At 69.0% G+C, this 18,093-nt stretch carries 14 protein-coding genes and 2 pseudogenes; 7 read left to right on the forward strand and 9 right to left on the reverse strand.

All coding sequences use genetic code 11. From position 1 onward, the window contains the following. Positions 1-253 precede the first annotated feature (253 nt). Entirely contained in the window at positions 254-913 is a 660-nt protein-coding gene (locus tag ACIQMR_RS14635; RefSeq protein WP_401385941.1) for a transposase, read from the reverse strand. A gap of 632 nt (positions 914-1,545) precedes the next feature. Between ACIQMR_RS14635 and ACIQMR_RS14640 the strand changes: the two are divergent. From ACIQMR_RS14640 to ACIQMR_RS14655, 4 genes and pseudogenes are all read left to right on the forward strand, one after another. After that, positions 1,546-2,673, forward strand: a pseudogene (locus ACIQMR_RS14640) (hypothetical protein). Between the two features lie 126 nt (positions 2,674-2,799). After that, complete coding sequence (locus tag ACIQMR_RS14645) at positions 2,800-3,489, forward strand: DsbA family protein (RefSeq protein ID WP_401385944.1); 690 nt, start codon at positions 2,800-2,802, stop codon at positions 3,487-3,489. Between the two features lie 757 nt (positions 3,490-4,246). After that, positions 4,247-5,095, forward strand: a complete 849-nt coding sequence (locus ACIQMR_RS14650) for an alpha/beta hydrolase family protein (RefSeq protein WP_401385947.1) — start codon at positions 4,247-4,249, stop codon at positions 5,093-5,095. Positions 5,096-5,219: 124 nt separating this feature from the next. Further along, on the forward strand, positions 5,220-6,620 hold the full coding sequence (locus ACIQMR_RS14655) for a carboxylesterase/lipase family protein (RefSeq protein WP_401385949.1): 1,401 nt from the start codon (positions 5,220-5,222) through the stop codon (positions 6,618-6,620). Positions 6,621-6,659: 39 nt separating this feature from the next. Here ACIQMR_RS14655 and ACIQMR_RS14660 read toward each other — a convergent pair whose 3' ends face one another. The 3 genes and pseudogenes from ACIQMR_RS14660 to ACIQMR_RS14670 all read right to left on the reverse strand — a co-directional run. Then, positions 6,660-7,844 carry a PucR family transcriptional regulator gene (locus ACIQMR_RS14660; RefSeq protein ID WP_401385952.1) on the reverse strand — a complete coding sequence of 395 codons (1,185 nt, stop codon included), beginning with the start codon at positions 7,842-7,844 and terminating at the stop codon, positions 6,660-6,662. 81 nt (positions 7,845-7,925) lie between these two features. Further along, positions 7,926-8,246 carry a hypothetical protein gene (locus ACIQMR_RS14665; protein ID WP_401385955.1) on the reverse strand — a complete coding sequence of 107 codons (321 nt, stop codon included), beginning with the start codon at positions 8,244-8,246 and terminating at the stop codon, positions 7,926-7,928. A 332-nt stretch (positions 8,247-8,578) separates the two neighbouring features. Next, a pseudogene (locus ACIQMR_RS14670) lies at positions 8,579-8,707 on the reverse strand (ATP-binding protein); the annotation flags it as partial. Positions 8,708-9,223: 516 nt separating this feature from the next. Between ACIQMR_RS14670 and ACIQMR_RS14675 the strand changes: the two are divergent. Together ACIQMR_RS14675 and ACIQMR_RS14680 are read left to right on the forward strand one after the other, a co-directional pair. Continuing rightward, positions 9,224-9,715: an SRPBCC family protein gene (locus ACIQMR_RS14675; RefSeq protein ID WP_401385957.1), complete on the forward strand. Its 492-nt coding sequence runs from the start codon at positions 9,224-9,226 to the stop codon at positions 9,713-9,715. A 111-nt stretch (positions 9,716-9,826) separates the two neighbouring features. Then, positions 9,827-10,360: a hypothetical protein gene (locus tag ACIQMR_RS14680; protein ID WP_401385960.1), complete on the forward strand. Its 534-nt coding sequence runs from the start codon at positions 9,827-9,829 to the stop codon at positions 10,358-10,360. Positions 10,361-10,610: 250 nt separating this feature from the next. On the opposite strand, the gene mdlC is transcribed toward ACIQMR_RS14680, so the two are convergent. Continuing rightward, entirely contained in the window at positions 10,611-12,215 is a 1,605-nt protein-coding gene (gene mdlC, locus ACIQMR_RS14685) for a benzoylformate decarboxylase (RefSeq protein WP_401385963.1), read from the reverse strand. Positions 12,216-12,680: 465 nt separating this feature from the next. After that, positions 12,681-13,274: a TetR/AcrR family transcriptional regulator gene (locus tag ACIQMR_RS14690; protein WP_401386875.1), complete on the reverse strand. Its 594-nt coding sequence runs from the start codon at positions 13,272-13,274 to the stop codon at positions 12,681-12,683. A gap of 201 nt (positions 13,275-13,475) precedes the next feature. Between ACIQMR_RS14690 and ACIQMR_RS14695 the strand changes: the two genes are divergently transcribed. After that, positions 13,476-14,090, forward strand: a complete 615-nt coding sequence (locus ACIQMR_RS14695) for an ATP-binding protein (RefSeq protein ID WP_401385966.1) — start codon at positions 13,476-13,478, stop codon at positions 14,088-14,090. 159 nt (positions 14,091-14,249) lie between these two features. On the opposite strand, the gene ACIQMR_RS14700 is transcribed toward ACIQMR_RS14695, so the two are convergent. The 3 genes from ACIQMR_RS14700 to ACIQMR_RS14710 form a co-directional block, all read right to left on the reverse strand. Continuing rightward, on the reverse strand, positions 14,250-15,776 hold the full coding sequence (locus ACIQMR_RS14700) for a SpoIIE family protein phosphatase (RefSeq protein WP_401385969.1): 1,527 nt from the start codon (positions 15,774-15,776) through the stop codon (positions 14,250-14,252). 470 nt (positions 15,777-16,246) lie between these two features. Beyond that, on the reverse strand, positions 16,247-17,059 hold the full coding sequence (locus tag ACIQMR_RS14705; protein WP_401385972.1) for a universal stress protein: 813 nt from the start codon (positions 17,057-17,059) through the stop codon (positions 16,247-16,249). 449 nt (positions 17,060-17,508) lie between these two features. Next, positions 17,509-18,033: a gluconokinase gene (locus tag ACIQMR_RS14710; RefSeq protein WP_401385975.1), complete on the reverse strand. Its 525-nt coding sequence runs from the start codon at positions 18,031-18,033 to the stop codon at positions 17,509-17,511. Positions 18,034-18,093 lie beyond the last annotated feature (60 nt).

Here is an 18,093-nt window from a genome sequence, read left to right on the forward strand (position 1 = left end):
ACGAGAAGGCCCCCACCCGGCCCTGCCATTGTCCCGGGTGCGGCGGCCCGGTAGCCACGGCCTCCTCCGGCGCGCAGTCTGCTGCGGTGAGCCGTTCGATGACGGAGGTGATGTACGGCTCGTACGGCAGCGGAGCGAACGCGGTGCGACCGTCCGACCGTACCTCGCTTCCTCGGCATGCCGGGATCTCGTTCTGTTGAGCGAAGCACCACACGCAGCTGTGGGCCATACCCGCCGGTGCGGTGGGTGATGTTCAGCTGGCGCCCGATGGAACGGCGGCTGTGGCCGGCTTCCAGCAGCGCGTGGACCGTGGCATGCCTGGCTCGGACGCGGTTGGCGAATCGCTCGCTCGGCCATCGCGAGTCCGCCTTTCCTCGGACGGCGCCGGTGGATTGGCCTTCCCCTCGCGATCAGGGACCTGGACGCGAAGGCACTGGCGGTGGCGGGTGACAGCCCGCTCAGCAGCCTCCCCGAGGTTGTGCCACGAATGCCGGCGGTCGGCGACCTGCGTCGCCTGAGGTGCCCCGGCCGTGGCCCTCTCTGCGAAGAACGGCGCGCGCCCCCGGCAGACGACCTCGATCCCCGGTCGCTGCGCCGGCCATGCGGCCAGGCTGGACGCCTCCCGGTCAGGCAGCAGATCCACCGGCCTACGGGTCTCGACCTCGACGAGCACCGTGCCGTAGACCCGTCCTTTGCGTGTGGCGTACTCATCAACACCAACCACCCGCGGGGCCGGGACATCTGGTTCGGGCAATGCATCGAGCAGACGCAACACCGCGCTGCGGCTGATGGACACCCCAAAGGCCCGTGGCAACCGGGCGCCAGCCCGGCCGACGAGCGCGAGACCCACCGCGGCGAGAGTCGACCGCAACCGCTCCGTCCACCTGCTGTGCCGCCGGATCAGTCCCGGCATTGCTCAACGAACGTCCCCGAGCACACGAAGACTCCGGACAGAAGAACCGCCGAACTCGCAGTTGTAGGACCACCAGACGGTCCCACTCGGCACGTCCGCAGGAAACCGCAGGTAAGAGCTGTGCACCCGGGTCGAATCGCTCCCACAGTCCGGCATGCCGCCCCGGCCGCCGTACTGCACACGTCGATGCGTATCGCCTCATGGCTCACGTCCAGCCCCGGCACCGACACGTCCGCGATGGACGGTAACAGCAGGCTCTCCAGAGGAGGCGACGTCTCTTCCACGACGCCGCACTGTCGACCACACCAAGATCGCGCTGGTCATCTTCAGGCAACTTCCCGGAGCCTGATCAGAGCACCAGCCGTCACTCAGCGTGCGCGCTTCACGGAAAGCGAGCCAGAACCCGAGAACGGACAGCAGATGTTCACCACTTCGGGAGGCGCCACAGCACACCGGGAGTTCGAGAACTGAGTGAGTCGCTTGCTGTAGTCAGACGCGGCGGCTGGCAGTTGCCCGCGCTGCGTTGATACTCCACGACGGTGGCGGGTGTCGTTCCCTCAAGGGATGAGAAAACATGTTGGCTGGCTGCCGGCGAGCTGCGACGATGCCTCTGTTTCCCAGGTGGAGGACATTTGTTCGTTTTCGTGTGTGCGGGTTGTGGCGCCGAGTTGACCACCCCGCTGTCCCAGGTCTCGCTGCCAGTCCACGCCCGTCAGAAGTACGGGAACGGGGCCCAGCTTCCGGTGCTCATGGAGTCCGGGACGTTTGCCGTGGCCCCGGATCCCTGGGGAGGGCCGTGGCGGATGTGGGATGGGAGCGATCCGGGTGAGGCGGAGGCACGCGGCATCTACGCGCCGGTCTACGCCTTGTCCGACAGCACGCCCGGGGCGAGTGTCATCGCGCCCGGTGATATCCGTGGAACCCGGCTGATTCCTGAGAAACGCGGCGGTGCCTGCTGCGGCCTCGACGGAGCCGACGGGCCCAACATGGCCTGCGAGACATGCCACCTCCCCGTGGCGACCAGGGTCGACGACTGCTCGCTCTGGTAGGCAGTGCGGCTCAGCCCGGACGCCGTGCACCGCGTCCCCGTTGACGGCATCCACGCTGCGCCCCTCTCCTGGTCGGAGCTGGCAGAGAAGGGGGAGAAGACGCCCCCGTTCGAGCCGATTGCCACGTGGGGAGGACGGATGGGGTCGAACCACTACTGGTCGTGGAGCCCGCAGTGGGAGGCGGCAGCCGGCCAGGCGCTCGCCCACCTACTGGTTGCCTCCCAAGGCCAGCCGGTGAAGGTCCCGGGCGGCCTCACCACGGACATGTTCCAACGCGCGCTCGACGCCCTGCTGCCCGCAGGCCCTCCAAAGCGGCGCGCCGTCGTGGCTGGACCGGGACAGCCCTCCCCGGACGCGGGCGTCGACATCCTCCTCGTACCGGTCCACCCCAGGACAGGGCAGACCTGGACTTCCACCAGCCCCAGTGCGTCGGCATACCTGGTGCCCCTGCCGCTGGGGGTGTGGCTGTGGCTGGTCTCTCCCCAGCCCTACTTGCCGGTTCCCGCCTCGGGCCGCATACCCCAAGACGTACTCCGCGACGACCCTCTCCCGCTACTCCCCAACTACCTGTTCCGGGCCGACCGGGAAACGCTCCTGCACACCTTGGTCCGGCTGCCAGCCGTGCGCAGCCCGTGGCTGCGCACGATCGTCGAGAACCTCACACAGAGCAACTCGGCCGACCTCTTCCGGTACTCCAGTGTGGTTTCGTGATCCATCCGGTGGGTTCGTCGGCGGACCGCCGTTGGTAGCGGCTGTGGCGGGCTGTTGCATGGTGGCGCTTGAGCCGGGACGGTCGTCGCCTAGAGTCCTCCCGCACGTTATAGGGAGGGAATCTTCATGAGAGTCGGACGAATCCGCCGTGTATTGGTGGCGATCGTGCTGCTGGGGCTGTCCACGACAGCCTGCGGGGACCAGACGGAATCCGGGCAGCGGGAACGCCGCCACCCTTATGCCGCGATCAAGGACCTGCCGGAGTCCCTGGGGCCGGACGGGACCACGATCGTGGTGGGGGATCCGAGCCGGATGCCCGTTCACCTGTACGAGGACATGCGGTGTCCCGTCTGTCAGGAATTCGAGGTGACCGGTGCGGGTCCCGCTCTGCTGGACATGACACTCGGGAAGGAGGTGCGGGCCGAATACACCCTGGCCTCCTTCCTTGACGACCAACTGGGCGGCACCGGCTCGAAGAAGGCTGCTAACGCCCTGCGTGCCGCGCTGGAACAGGACAAGTTCGCCGAGTACCACGCCGTGCTCTTCGGGAACCAGCCGGAGGAGCAGACCGACGGCTATACCGACGCGTTCCTGCTCGCGATGGCATCACGCGTCGACGGCCTCCGCGGCCCCGCGTTCGACTCCGCGGTCAAGGAGATGAGATACGCGGACTTTGTTGCCGCTTCCCAGAAGGCTTATGAGGAAGCCGGCGCCCCTGGCACGCCGGCGGCGTACTCCCAGGGCAAGCGTGTACCGCACGGCGTACTGCTCACCGAAGATTTGCTGCGGCTTTTCGTCGGTGGTGACCCCAAGTAGTCCACACTGGTTTCGTGATCTTGCGGTGGCGCGGGCTGGGAACGGGCACAGCCACCGGTGATCATCGGGGGTTGTGTGGACTCTCGAAGATCGGGCGGTGGCCGCGGGCCATGACGTAGACCCTGCCCGATGCGGGCGATGTTGGACCAGGGCATGGCCCGGATCGCGGGCCGGTTCCCGCGGGTGGAACCCCGGGCCACCGCCCGCGCGTACTGCTCGGGCTGCTCTCCGGCGTCGAACGCAAGAACTGCTGGCGGCTAGCCGAACACTGGAGCGTGATCGTTCTCAGTATCAATGGCTGTACCGGCGTCTCGGGACCCATCTCTCATATCTCCAAGAACGTCCCACTGCCCTTCCTTGGGCTCACCTGATCCGGACCCCATTCTGTTAGCCGCAGGGACGCTCATTTGACGCTCTGTGCTCCTGGCGACCGCCAGATGGAGACGGAGAGCCGCATCTGACCTGCAGTTTCTCCAGTCTCGACCTGGTTGACGTGTTTGCGATGACCCACCACGTGGAGTGCGTCGCGATCCTTGAACCGGTGCGGGAGGCGCCTGACTTACGGTGTCGTAGCGGCGGACCGAGCATGGCGCCCTCACCGGGCTCAGGCCTCTCGGCATGTTGCACAATCTCCGACGTCGCTGCTTGCCGCGATTGCGCAGAGACGGGTCCCGAACCGTGCTTCAGGATGTGCCATCAGACAAGACGTGAGCCGGATGCAACATCCAGTTCACCGTGACGACATCGGGAGTGCGCTGTGCTCTGGAGAAGACTGCTCGTCCCCCTGACCTCGCTCCTGTTCCTGCTGACGGCTTCCGCCGGTGCGGAAGCGGCAGCGGCGTCCACCGATTCCGCCGCCGCTGCCGAGTCGGCCGCGGCCGACTACGATGCTCCCGGCCCCTACGCCACCGCGGTGGAGGTCGGAGTGGTGACCACCCTGTACTACCCGCGTGACATCGCCAGCAGCGACCGCCGCCACCCCGTGATCGTGTGGGGAAACGGCACCTTCGCCTTCCCGGTCGTCTACCGCGACCTGCTGCTTCACTGGGCCGGCCAGGGCTTCATCGTCGCCGCCGCCAACACCCCACAGTCCAACCTCGGCATCTCGATGCGGGCCGGCATCGACCTGCTCACCCGTCGCAACGCCGACACCGGCAGCGCCTTCCACGACCGTGTCGACTTGGAGCACATCGGCGCGTCGGGTCACTCGCAGGGCGGCGCCGCCGCCATCGTCGTCGGCACGGACCCGCGCATCGACACTGTCCTGCCCATCCAGCCCGGGCCGCTCGCCGACATCGACGACGTGCACGTACCCGCGCTCCTCCTGGCCGGGCAGAAGGACAGCATCGTCTTCCCCTTCCTGGTCAAGGCCTTCTACAACGACGCCGACCACATACCGGCCATCTACGGGGAACTGCGCGGCGCCGATCACCTCACGGTCGTGGGCGACCCCGGACCGTTCGCCGCGCCCACCACCGCCTGGTTCAAGGCACACCTGATGGGGGACCAGACGGCGCGCGCCGAGTTCTTCGGGGCCGACTGCCGGATCTGCACCGACAGCGGCACCTGGTCCGACGTCCGTCGCAACGGCCTCGCAAAGCGGTGACCCGTTCTGAGAGATCCCTTCCGCCGTGACTGGCGGCTGCCCCGATCCACACCGCGCCGCCCGCCCGTGGACGCTCCCGCGATCAAGGGCGGCCGGCCCGCCGTCCACACCTGGAAGGACCGCCATGGACCTCATCGCGACCACCGGGCAAGGCAAGGTCCGAGGCCGTTTCCACAACGGGATCGCCGCCTTCCTCGGCATCCCCTACGCCGCCCCGCCCTTCGGCGCCCACCGCTTCCGCCCTCCCGCCCCGGCCGATCCCTGGGAAGGGGTGCGAGACGCTCTTCAGTACGGGCCGACCGCCCCCAAGCGCCCCTACCGCCCGCCCCTCGACCGGCTGATACCCGACCCGAGCATCCACGGTGACGACTGTCTCAACCTCAACGTCTGGTCCCCGTCCATCGGCGAGAGCCGACTGCCTGTCATGGTCTGGATCCACGGAGGTTCCCTGTGCAACGGCTCGGCGAGCCTGCCGCTCTACGACGGAGCCGCCTTCGCACGCGACGGGGTGGTCCTCGTCTCCATCAACTACCGTCTCGGCGTGGAAGGGTTCGGGGTCTTCCCCGACGCCCCCGTCAACCGGGGCCTCCTCGACCAGATCGCAGCCCTGATCTGGGTCCGCGACAACATCGCCGCCTTCGGCGGAGATCCGGCGAACGTCACCGTGTGCGGGGAATCCGCCGGCGCGATCAGCGTCGCCGCACTCATGACCAGTCCTCGTGCGGCCGGGCTGTTCCGCCGGGCGATCCTGCAGAGCGGCCCGCCGCACACGGTATCGCCCCGCGAGGGTGCGAAGGTCGTACGGTCGATGGCGAGGAGACTGCGGATCCCAGCCACTTCCCAGGCATTCGCGGCGGTGGACCGCGACCTGCTGCTGGACGCGCAGGCCGCCGTCGTCGACCGGTCCGACCCGATAGGCGGCGGACCCGGCTTCCACATCGTGGTCGACGGCGAAGTGGTGCCCGCCGCCGTGCCCCTTCCCGAGGCCGACCTGCTGCTGGGCTACAACCGGGAGGAATACCGACTGTGGTTCGTACCCGGCGGAACCGTGGACCGGATCAGCCGGCTCACCCTGCGGCTGGCGCTGCTGAAGCTCCGTGTCCCGCAACGTCTAGCGCGCCTGTACCGGGCCACCCGGCCGCACGCCAAACCCGCTGAGATCCTGGGAGAGATGGCCAACGACCTGCTGCTGCGGGGGCCGCTCAACCGCCTCGCCGACTCCCGCCCCGCCCGCACCTTCGTCTACGAATTCTGCTGGCGCTCGCCCGTGATGGAACTCGGCGCGTGCCATGCGCTGGAACTCGGATTCGTCTTCGACAACTTGCGCGCCGCCGAGGACCTGACCGGGCCCGGCGCGCCCCAGCCACTGGCCGACGCCATGCACCGGGCCTGGGTCGCCTTCGCCACCACCGGACAGCCGGGCTGGTCCAGCTGGAACGCCGACCGGCCCGTCATGGTCTTCGACCACCCCGGTGCCGGCCCGGTCCTCGCACCCCGGCACGAGGAACTCGGCGCCTGGCTCTGACAGATGGCAGGCCGAGCGCTCGCCGACACCGGCCGTGGTTCATCCGCTTTCCGCTGCTCCTGTGGATCCCTGCCATCCGGTGACCCCACGGTGATCCGCGGACCCGGCCAGGTCCCTGGCGACGAGCGCCGCCTGGATCAGCCGCGCCTGCGCGGGAACCGCGAGGTCGAGTCCGGTCAGCGCGCTCACTCGCTGCAACCGGTAGTCCACGGTGTTGCGGTGGACGCACAGCTCCAACGCCGTCTGGCTGCGGTTCAGCCCCCGCTCCACGAACACGCGCAGCGTTTCAAGCAGGTAAGGATGCTCCTCCAAGGGGTCGAGTTTGGCCGCCAGCCGCACAAGGCCGTCCCCGGGGCGTGCGAGCTGGTGCTCCAGCAGCACGTCGTCGAGGCGGTAGCACCCGGGCGGGCGTCCCAGGCGCCGGACGAGATCCAGCACGCGGCTGGCCTCCTGCGCCGCCGAGGAGATGGCCGCCGGTAGGGAGGAACAGGCGGTGGCGGCGCGCACGGGCTGCCCCACGTCCTTCTCCAGCCGGGCCACCAGGCCCGGCACGTCGGGCCTGCCCGGCAACAAGGCGATGCGAGCGACGTGGTCCATCAGCACGGGGATCCCGGTGAAGGCGTCGAGCGAGGACTGCACCAACCTGCTCGGCGGGTCGGACTCGAACGCGAAGGCAACCACCTCGTGCTCACCCACCACGGCCACCCGCGCCACGCTCGCCAGCTCCTCGTACGGCCGTCCCGCCAGCAGGGCGCCGAGCAGAGCCCGCCGCACCCGCTTGTCCTCGCTGTGGATGTCTTCCTGGGCGTTCTGGTGGGCGAGGACGACAGCGGGCAGGGCGGCGTGCAGGCAGGCGAGCAGCTTGGCGCCCGCTCCGGCCAGCTCACCGGGCTCCGCGACCTCGGTCAGCGTCTGCCACCACACCTCGGCGCCGATCAGGTACGCGGCGGTCACCGCCTCGAGGGGCACTCGCTCCTCGGCCCTACGCGCCGACCACTCGATGAGCCGGGTCAGGTCGCCCGGACCTATCGGAGCGCCGGCACCGCCGTCGCGCAGTGCCTTGAGTAACAGCGCGTGCACCGCCGCGATGGACCGGGTCACCTCGCCCTGGAGGGTGCGGCGGGGCAGCGCCGCGTAGAACGGCGCCTCCGCCGCGCAGCGCGTGACCACGGCGGCGGTGAAGTCACCGACCCGGGCGGCCATCCGGGCGTGCAGGTCCGACATCGGCGCATCGTCACACCGCCCCGACCATGCGGTCAATCGGAACGCCGGGTTCGGCGGCGCGGGACGGACGCATCAAGCCGGTCACAGACCGCTGACGTCCCTGGCCTTCTTGAGCACGGAGTCGATCGTGTCCACCACGGCGTTGCGCTGCCTCGCGCGCGCCGCCCGGTCTGCCGGCACCAGCCGCGCGGCGGTCTGCACGGCGTAGGCGTCCGGGTCGCCGAAGGCAGTCCGCGGGTGCTCTCCCGTGTCCGCGCAGTGGGCAGTGACATCCTCGACCGCCTGGAGAACGACTGCCCGGTCCACGCCCGGCTGCAAGGCCAGCCGCACCTGGAAACGCGCCATCCACTTCTCGCGGTCCTTCTCCCTCGCCGCGTCCGTCCTCTGGTCCTTCTTCGCCACGTGCTCTCCCCGGGTGATCGACAGCCGTCCGTCATGGAGTTGGACGCCGGATCATCGACGTGGGTTGCGAAAGCAAGCGTCCGGTGAGGCTCACGCGACTGCCGAGGTACCGCACTACGAGACAACGACACACTCCTGCTCACTGAACAGGAACAGTTCCCGCCCACGACGAGGACGCCTCGGACGCCTCGGACACCGCGGCCTGCGCGGCCTGCGCGGCACCGCCGTGTCGGCCTGGCGTGCGGTGAGTTGCGCGTCGCGGATCGGGTCGGGCTGGAGGCTGCCGATGAGCAAGCGTGGCTGGTGAGTACGTTGCGCCGACAGCGTCGCCCGTTCCTTTCCTCGCGTTCGGTCAGAACCTGGAAGAGGAGTTCGGCGCCGCGGCGGTCGAGTGCCATGCAGCCGAGCTCGTCGATGCACAAGAGATCAACGCGGCCGTAGCGGGCGATGGTCTGGCGAAGCGTGACGACGACCCGCTGCCGAGCGGGCAGAGCTTCCACTCCGAAACCATCCGCCGCAGCGCAGCCATCACCATCATCATCGATGTCATCCACGTCATAGAAAGCTCAGGACCGGCACGTGGCGCCTGCCCCGGCCAGCACATCCCGAATGGTCGATCCGGATGCCCACCTCGCCGAAGCCATCCATCTGGTCACCGAGACCAGTGTAGTCCGTATTGACCATGCAGCCGAAGGCCGACCGGTCGTAGCGGTCCTTCCAGATGGAAAGCGTGGTGTGCAGGGTTCCCGGGACGCCTGTCAGCCTGCCGCCATCGCAGCTGCCAGGGGCCGTGCAGAGCAGCTCAGCAAACTGATCGGCCATTCTTCGTCCCGTGCACGGTCGCGACAGGAAGGCATGGTAGGTGTTGCCCACGCCGCGCCGCCCGCAGGTCCAGACCACCAGGGCTCCTGTCAGACCGCCCATCACCCGTAGATGATCTACGGGACAGCCCTGAGAAGGAAAGAATGATGCGCCCCATGAAATACACCGTCTCCATCGAGATCGCTCTGCCGCGGGAGAAGGTGGTCCAGCTGCTCGCCGACCCGGCACACCTGCCGAAATGGCTGCGCGGCCTGGTGCTGCACGAGCCGCTGAGTGGGAAGCACGGGCAGCTCGGCACCACGTCGCGGGTCGTGATGCAGATGGGCAAGCAGAGGATCGAGTGCACCGAGACCATCACACGCCGGGATCCGGCAGACCTGCGCGAGATCCCGAAAACGAGCATCGTTCACTTCGACCGCGAGATCGTCGGCGAGGGCATGTGGAGCGCCGTGCGCGACCGGCTGACCGAAGCCGGCCCGGAAACGACGCTCTGGGAAAGCGAGAACGAATACCGGTTCAGCGGCTTCCTGATGAAGCTGGTGGGACTTCTGATGCCCGGCGCCTTCCGCAAGCAGTCGCAACAGCACATGCAGGACTTCAAGGCGTTCGCCGAACAGGGAAAAGACGTCAGGGAAGCGACAGACTGAACTGCCGCAACTGCTCAGGCGCCTGACGGCATGGCATGTCCGCAGGCGTTGGGGTGCCTTGTGAGCTGCCAGTATGTCGTTCGAAGGGGCGGTGTAAGAGGGAGGGGCGCTGTGGAAAAGCTGGTAGAGGAGTCCGTTGCGGAGACACTGCGCTGCGCGGGAGGCGAGGCGGTTCGCCTGTACGTGGCAGCCTGCGCCGAGCGGATGGCGCCGCTGTTCGTGGGGTTGCGAGCCGGCGCGGTAGGCCGCGAAGCCGACCTTGATCTTTACGTGGGTGCCGTACGCGACCTCTGGTTCACCGACCGCCCGCTCTCCGATGCCGCCGAGCGCGTTCGTGTGCTGGAGCAGTTCCCCGAGCTTCGGCCGAGCGAAGAGGGGATATCCGATGTCGCAGGCACGTACGCCTTCTTTGCCGCTCTTGTCCTGCGGCATGCCTTGCTGGCCAACGTCTCCGGGAGCGCGGACGACGCGGTGTCCTGTGGTCATGCGTCTCTCACCGCGATGGGGATGCTGGATCAGAACGCAGGAGGCACTGCTTTTCGCATGGACGAGGAGAGGCTTCAGCTTCAATCGGCGTCCGGCGAGGTCTCGGGACTGTGGGAGGCGAGCGTAACGGCGGGCCGGGAACGTTCCGCGCAGTGCTGAGCCGCGTCGCACCCACCTCGGACTGAAAGCTCGCCGCCCCCAATCCGGGGCGGGATGTGCGGTGAGCGCGTTGTTGGCCATACTGGCCAACTACAACGCGAAGTCACACCCGTTCATCCGTTCCTGCGACTCTCACCGCTCAGCGCGGTCGGAGCGTTGCAGGTGGCCGGCGCATGGCTCGGCGTGCACACAGGCCCCGCTTCACAGGCGGCCTGAGCTGGGCGGCGGTGTGGTGGCTGTGCGGCCGGACTCAGCCGTAGAGCCGTTTCTCCTCGTCCGCGATGTGCGCGTCGATGACGGTGCAGCCGTTGCCGGCCAGGGCGGTGCGCACGGCGTCGGCCAACTGGTCGGTGTCGGCGGCCCGGACGCCCGCGCAGGAGTAGCCCTGGGCCAAGTGGACGATGTCGATCCCGGGCAACTCGTAGGAAGGCGGTCGCTGCGCCCCCAGGGTCAGGGACAGGTCCCGCATCGCGGCGTATGCGCCGTTGTTGAAGACCACGACGACCAGCCGCAGTCCGAGCCGGGCGGCGGTCCACAGGGCCTGGACCGAGTACTGAAAGGATCCGTCGCCGATCAGGCACACGACCGTGCGCGCCGGGTCGGCCAGCGCCACGCCCACCGAGGCGGGCAGGCCCCAGCCGAGGCCTCCGCTGGCGGCGCTGAAGTAGCCGCCCGGACGGCGAACCGGGAGGTGCTGCCACCGGATCTCCCGGAACGTCGGCAGCTCCTCGATGATCAGGGTGTCCGCCGGGAGGACCGTCCCGAGCACGCCCAGCGCCGACTCGCCGCTCATCGGCGCCGCCCCGCCGCGGGAGGCGGGTGCGGGCCGGGGGCTCGGCGCGGGACGGTTGCGTGCCGCCTCGGGCAGGGCCGCGAGCAAGCCGGCGAGGCCCTCCCGCAGGCACGTGCGCACGCCTGTCGTGCACTCGGCGCGGGCCAGGAGTGCGGGGTCCTCGCTGAGCACGACGACCTCGGTGCCGGCGGGGACCGGTGTCCCGGGGCTGTACACGTGGTAGAGGAACGCCGGCGCGCCGAGCACTACCACCAGGTCGGCGTCGGCGAGGTCGGTGCGGATCAGCGCGCGGGACGGCCGCAGCTGGCCCCGGAAGGAGGGGTGGTCCTCGGGGAAGCCGCTGCGGTTGATGTGCGGGCCGGACCATACGGCGGCGCCGGTCCGTTCGGCCAGCTCGACGGCGAGCCCCGTCGCGCCGTCCCGTTCCGTCTCGGGGCCGACGACCAGGACGGGGCGGGCGGCGACCGCCAGCTTGGCGGCGACCGCGGACAGCGCGTCAGCTTCGGCCGCGAACCGGTCGGACAGCGCGATCGGCGGCACCGGCTCGGCATGCCGCTCCCAGTCGTCCATCGGCACGGACACGAAGGCCGGCCCGGCGGGCCGCTGGGCCGCCAGCCGCCACGCGCGGGCGAGCGCGGCGGGGACGTCCTCGGCCCGGGCGGGCTCGATCGCCCATTTCGCGTACGGGGCGGGGAAGTCGGTCGGGCGCTCGGCGAACAGGTACGGGTCGGTCGGCAGCATCGCCCGCACCTGCTGGCCGGCCAGGACCACCACCGGACTGTGGTTGCGGCAGGCGGAGTAGATCCCGCACATGCCGTTGCCCGTGCCGGCGGCCGAGTGCAGCGTCACCAGCGCCGGACGGCCCGTGGCCTGGGCGTAGCCGTCGGCCATCGCCACCGCCGAAGCCTCCTGAAGCGCCATCACCCACCGCAGGTCCTCCGGCCAGTCGGCGAAGAACGGCAGCTCGGTGGACCCGGGATTGCCGAACACCACGGACGTGCCGTTCGCGGCCAGGAATTCCCGGAAGCGGTCACGCACGGTTCCGCTGGACGTATCGGACATGACAGATCTCCCTTTCGGTCTCCTGAGACGACCGTGAACACAAACAGCGCAAGCCTGAACCCGCTGAACGGACCAGCCCGCCCATTACGCCGGAAGCAGCATGTCGCACACGGTCAGACCAGGCGGCTCTGAAACTCGTTGCCCGAACCACGGCCCTCGATCTCGCCCCCTGCGGCTCTCCGACAACCTGCCGAGAACATCCCGCGGCGCCCTCGTTGCGCGCCCCGCCCAGGCTCGTAGGGCGCGGATCTCCAGCTCTGGACCGGGCAGGCTTCCTCTTGGCGGCTGCAGCGGTCCACGACGCGTGCGCGCCCCCGGCCAGAGCGACGGTCCCGGGGCGCGGTGGGCGGAGGCTGAGAACTGATCGCGGACCCCCACCCAACGATCTCCTGCAGACCCAGAAGGATCGAGTCCGTACCTACGCGGCGCTCGCCGCACCGTCCTCTGGGGGACGAGTGCGCACGCTCACTGTGCCCAGCCGGGTTCGAGGCGGTCGAGGAGAAGGGGGAAAGCCGTCTCGGCTCGGCCCCAGTCGCCGTCCGCCAGAGGTGCGTAGAGCAGGCCGAAGAAGGCATCCACGAGCAGGGTGGCCTCGTTGCGTGCCCGGGACTCGGGCATACCCAGACCGGCGAAGAGGCCGGTGACCAGGTCCGTCCACTCGTTGATCACGTCACGCATCAAGGGCCCGTACCGGTCGGGGTGGAGCACGCTGGCGCTCATCAACTCGAAGTAGAGCGGCAGGCCGGCACGGCGGTCCGGGGTGCTGAACTGCTTCCAGATTTCTTCGACGAAGCGTCGCAGGCTCGGGGCGTCCTGTGGCGTGCCGACTGTTTCCAGCACTTCCGCGAACCTCAGCAGCGGACGTCGCTCGTCAAAGGCGACGGCTTGCGAGACCAGGCGTTCTTTGCTGCCGAAGTAGTACAGGAGCATGCGGTCGCTGGTTCCCAGCTCGCGCGCCAGCCGGCGCAGGGACAGGTCGGCCAGGCCGTTGCGGAGCACATACTCGCGGACCTGGTTCAGCAGGTCCCGGCGTTTGGCCGGGTCGGCCGCACGTGGCATGGACACCTCCCGGAGCGTGGACGAGTGAGCACCACCTCACACGTCGATTCGGGAGCTTATGGCACATTCTTTACCGTAACGCGCATTACATGTATTCTATACATGTAGCACCTGCTACGTGAATGCGGTCCAGGCAGTCCGCCCGGTCCACCAGATGCCCACTTCGCTGCGAGCGACCGGCACAGAAAGGGACTGATGATCATGGTTGGCCCAGCCATCGGCTTCACCAAGCTGCCTCACGCTGGACGCCTTCCCTGGTCCCGCCCCCGTCCGCATCGCACACCGAAAGAGCCGGCCGCCACGCCACACGGTGAGCGGCACAACGAGTGGGCTTCGAAAGACGCCTCGACATCGTGGCTCGCACGGCACCTGGGTCTGTGGGCACGCAGCCTGGAGCCTCTGCGCCCTCTCGACGCCCCCGCTGCCCGGGCGACCGCCCGGGAGATGTCCTGGCCCCTGGCACGGGAACTGACCTCGGCGGGCCGGGCCCGCCGACTGGTCACCGGACTCCTCCAGGAGTGGGACCTGACCGATCTCACCGACACCGCGGAACTCCTGGTCAGCGAACTCGTCACCAACGCCCTACGGCACGCGCACGGACCTGTGCGGCTCAACCTCAGAGTGAGCGAGGACCGCCTTCGCTGCGAAGTGGAGGACACCAACGACGCGGCTCCCGTACGCCGCATCGCATGCATGGAGGCGGAAGGCGGCCGCGGCGCCGAACTCCTCGACCTGCTGAGCCAGGCATGGGGCAGCTTCCACACCGGCACAGGTAAGACCACCTGGTTCGAACTGACCACTCCCACCAAGCCGTAACGGCAGGACCATGACAGGCAAGGCCCCGGATGCGCCCTCGCCTCGGTCCACTCCTGATGGCGCTGCCCTGCGACGCCGGCGAGGTGATGACCACACTGGTCGGCCTGCCGGAGCTGCCGGAGCTGCCGGTAAGGGCGGAGCGCCTGGATCACGACGCCGTCAAGGGTTCCTGTGCTCTGCGAGTTCGTCGTCTGAAGGCCCGCAGCCTGCCCGGGCAATGAGCAGAGCTACGTCGTCACGGTCATCCGCATCACGCAGTTCCTGCAGGAGCAGGTCGCAGGTGGCGTCCAACGAGCGGTCGGGGTCGTCGAGGATGTCGAGGAGGGCGTCCAGACGTACGTCGATCGGCTGGTCGCGGGTCTCGACGAGGCCGTCGGTGTAGAGGATGAGCTGGTCCCCCGACACAAAGTCGAGGGAGGTGGAGTCGAAGGAAATGCCGCAGCCTCCCAGGGGCGCGCCGGTGGGCAGGCCGAGGAGCTCGCGGGAGCCGTCCGGGCGCAGGAGGACGGGCGGGAGGTGTCCGGCCAGAGCGATCTTGCACTGCGTCAGGCGGGGATCGAAGACGGCATAGACACAGGTCGCGATGGTGTCGAGACCGTCCGTGATGTGGTCGAGGTGGTGCAGGACCTGGGCAGGGTCCAGATCGAGATCGGCCAGGGTTCTCGTGGCGGTACGCAGCTGTCCCATGGCGGCTGCGGCTGTGACGCCGCTGCCCATGACGTCGCCGACGACCAGGGCGGTCTTGTCGCCGGCCAGCGGGATGACGTCGAACCAGTCCCCGCCGATCTCGATGGAGGCCTGAGCGGGGCGGTAGCGGAAAGCGACGTCCAGGCCAGGTCGTCGCGGAGGTGGGTGGGGCAGCAGGCTGCGCTGGAGAGTGAGGGCGGTGTGGCGCTGTTCCTCCACGGCGCGGTGCCGGTCGGTGACGTCGACGCTGGAGGTCGCCACCCCGAGCACCTTCCCGTTGGATGCTTCGAGCCGGTAGAACGAGATCGACCAGGCGTGATCATGGTCCGGGTCGGCCGCCGTACGGCCGACGATGTACTGGTCGAGCAGCGGGACGCCGGTGGCAAGGACCTCGCGCATGGCTGCTTCGAAGGACTCGTCGAGGAACGGCAGCACCTCAGGGACGCTGCGGCCGATGTGCTCGGCGGCCGGCACGCCGTTCATCCGTTCCTCCGCGGGGTTGACGGAGATGTACCGCAGTTCGGTGTCCAGCATGGCCAGCCCGATCGGCGACTGGGCCACCAGCTGGCCTGACAGGGAGAGATTCCGCTCAACCTGCCGCAGCGTCGCCTGGTCAGCGGCCAGCCCGAGCGCCCAGTAGTCACGCTGGTCGTCCTGCAGCCGCATGTTGCGGAACTCCACCAGGCGCGTGCTGCCGTCCTTGTGGCAAACGGGAAAGACCCCGGCCCAGCTCTCACCGCTCTCCATGACCTGGGCGAACAGTTCCAGCACTGTGCTCAGGTGCTCCTTGTCGATCAGCAACTCGGCCGCGTACTGGCCCAGAGCTTCCTCGGCGCTGTAGCCGAACAGGTCCTCGGCCTGGGGGCTCCAGAGATCGATCCTGCCCTCGGCGTCAAGCAGGACGGCGGCAACATTCAGCACATCCAGCAGGCCCCCCGGCCTCGACGCAACCACACCCGCCCTACCGGGTTCATCCCGGCAGGGTTCGGTCGCACCCATGCCCCAGGCTCCCTCCGGCTGTGATCGGGTATCGCCCGCCCGAACCGGGACCCGTGCCGGCCTCCGGCTCCGGCCTGTTCCATCGTCCCCCGCCGCCACGCGGAGGACACTTCGTACGTCCTCGCAGCCTGACGTCAGGGCGTGTGGCGCCGGGCGTCGGAACCAGGCGCTGGAAGGCCTCTCTTTCGACCTGGCCGGTGGTCCGCGCTGCGACGAGGACGTCCAGGCGGTCGACGCACCGACAGACATCCCGTCCGTGAGGCAGCTCCGAGCCGTTGAGCTTGCCGACCATCTGGCCGCGGATCTCGTGCCTGACCGGTTCAGCCGAGGGGCATTGGGGTCCTGCCGCTCCTCCGGGCGGATCCGCTCATACGGCCAGACCGCTCGAGGGTGCTCCGGAGCGCGCTCCCGTCGCCGGCACACGTCACGTCCGCGAGGGCGCGGCCGAAGGAGACGCACCGCACGCAGGGTCAGGCTCTGCCGCGTACTACGGCGACTGGGCTGTGCCCATGGTGCAGCAGCGCCTGGCTCACCGAACCCAGGAGCATCCCGCGGATACCGCCCCGTCCTCTGGCGCCGACGACCATCAGCTGCGCGGTCTTGCTCGACTCGATCAGCACCTCGCGCGTTTCGCCGCTCACCACGTCGTGTCTGACCGTGACGTCCGGATATCTCTCCGCGCGGCCGGCGAGGGCCTGGGCCAGCAGGCGTTCAGCGCTCTCCGTGCCCGCGCCTACCGGTGCGTAGTCAGGCATCCACGCGTGAATGCCGACGAGTTCGGCGCCACGCAGTGCCGCCTCGGCGAAGGCGAAATCGACGGCCTTCTCACCGACGGACGAGCCGTCGACCGCCAGCACGATCGGCCTGGCAGGATCCGGTTCCTCTCCACGTACCACCAGTACCGGACACTGGCTGTGGGCTGCCAGGGAAACGGCCTTCGATCCCACCAGCATCCCGATGAAGCCCCCCATTCCCCGATGCCCGACGACGATCAGATCGGCGGCTCGCGACTCGGCCTCCAGGACTGCCACCGTCTCGCCGTTCCTCACCGCCTCGGAGACCTCCACCTGAGGCGCCACGCTCTTGGCGCGCTGTGCCGCCTCCTTCACCATCCGCTGCAACGGCGCGGGATCCAGTGGCGCGTAGAGGGGTCTGACCGGCCAGTCGAACGCGTGCACGACCCGGAGTTCCGCACGACGCCGCTGGGCTTCCCGGGCGGCCTCCTCCGCTGCGGCAAGACTTGCCGATGAGCCGTCCACTCCCACCACGACCAGGTTGCCCATCGCGCCTCCAGCGCTCGCTTCGACTCCTAGCTTCACCCCGACGGGGCGGAGCTGCCATCCAGGTCCGGCAGACCGGTGACCGGCTCAGGTCCGGTGCTGCACGGCCCGAGCACAGTCCGGACCACGGGTACGGAGGCGATTGCGCCGACACGGCACCGATGGCCTGCCTCGCGGCTCTGCCGCATTGCCGTTTTCGCGGCCCACTCCAGCCCGAGTCCGGCGAGTTCGTCTGCGGAGAGCTTCGCTCGGCGGGTCTTGCCGTGCCCCAGGGCTTCCATTGCTCCGCTCAAAGGGGCAAGAGGCCGCCCGGGGGCCTCTGAGGGCTCCGGTTCCGCGGGCAGCGGTGTGACGTCGATCTGCTCCAGGAGTTCGCGCTGACCGGGGTCAAAAGCGGTGGCTGGGCGTTGCTGGTGAAGGCTCGTCACCGTTCCGGCCGCCATGCCCCGTGGTCACCGTCCGGTGAGCAGTTCCATGGCCGCCCGGACAATCTCCTCGGGAGCCGGTACGGCATCCAGGAAGGCTCCCCTCTCGTCCGGTTCGAGGGGCTCGAGCGTCGCGAGCTGGGAGTCGAGCAGGGTTTCGGGCATGAAGTGACCACTGCGCCCGCCGAGCCGGTCCGCGAGCACCTCGCGGTCGGCCGTTAGTTGGAGGAAGAGCACGGTGGGGCAGGCCGACCTCAGGGTGTCCCGGTACTGTCGCCGCAGGGCGGAGCAGGCCGCCACTCCTCCGCTGCCGGTGGCCTCGCGGTCGCCCAGCCAGCGTCCGACGGACTCGAGCCATGTCTGGCGGTCCTGATCGTCCAGCGGTACTCCTGATGCCATTTTCCGGATGTTGTCGGGCGAGTGGAAGTCGTCCGCCTCGGCGAAGGGCACGCCCAGACGCTCGGACAGTTGCCGGGCGACCGTCGACTTCCCTGCCCCGGACACGCCGATGACGACGACACACGGAGGGCGGCTCTCGGCACGAGGGGTCATCGGCTCTCCTCCAGGAGCGGCGTGGGCGGACCGGGGTGTGGCACGGCTGTCGTGCCTTCG

The sequence above is a fragment of the Streptomyces sp. NPDC091376 genome (assembly GCF_044757085.1).
In the GTDB taxonomy this organism is placed as follows: domain Bacteria; phylum Actinomycetota; class Actinomycetes; order Streptomycetales; family Streptomycetaceae; genus Streptomyces; species Streptomyces pratisoli.

Excerpts from the sequence above, each read along its gene's own strand:
- ACIQMR_RS14645 (WP_401385944.1), top strand. The coding sequence starts at position 2,800 with ATGAGAGTCGGACGAATCCGCCGTGTATTGGTGGCGATCGTGCTGCTG.
- ACIQMR_RS14705 (WP_401385972.1), bottom strand. The coding sequence starts at position 17,059 with ATGGGCAACCTGGTCGTGGTGGGAGTGGACGGCTCATCGGCAAGTCTT.
- ACIQMR_RS14675 (WP_401385957.1), top strand. The coding sequence starts at position 9,224 with ATGAAATACACCGTCTCCATCGAGATCGCTCTGCCGCGGGAGAAGGTG.
- ACIQMR_RS14655 (WP_401385949.1), top strand. The coding sequence starts at position 5,220 with ATGGACCTCATCGCGACCACCGGGCAAGGCAAGGTCCGAGGCCGTTTC.
- mdlC (WP_401385963.1), bottom strand. The coding sequence starts at position 12,215 with ATGTCCGATACGTCCAGCGGAACCGTGCGTGACCGCTTCCGGGAATTC.
- ACIQMR_RS14695 (WP_401385966.1), top strand. The coding sequence starts at position 13,476 with ATGGTTGGCCCAGCCATCGGCTTCACCAAGCTGCCTCACGCTGGACGC.
- ACIQMR_RS14660 (WP_401385952.1), bottom strand. The coding sequence starts at position 7,844 with ATGTCGGACCTGCACGCCCGGATGGCCGCCCGGGTCGGTGACTTCACC.
- ACIQMR_RS14690 (WP_401386875.1), bottom strand. The coding sequence starts at position 13,274 with ATGCCACGTGCGGCCGACCCGGCCAAACGCCGGGACCTGCTGAACCAG.
- ACIQMR_RS14635 (WP_401385941.1), bottom strand. The coding sequence starts at position 913 with ATGCCGGGACTGATCCGGCGGCACAGCAGGTGGACGGAGCGGTTGCGG.
- ACIQMR_RS14710 (WP_401385975.1), bottom strand. The coding sequence starts at position 18,033 with ATGACCCCTCGTGCCGAGAGCCGCCCTCCGTGTGTCGTCGTCATCGGC.
- ACIQMR_RS14700 (WP_401385969.1), bottom strand. The coding sequence starts at position 15,776 with ATGGGTGCGACCGAACCCTGCCGGGATGAACCCGGTAGGGCGGGTGTG.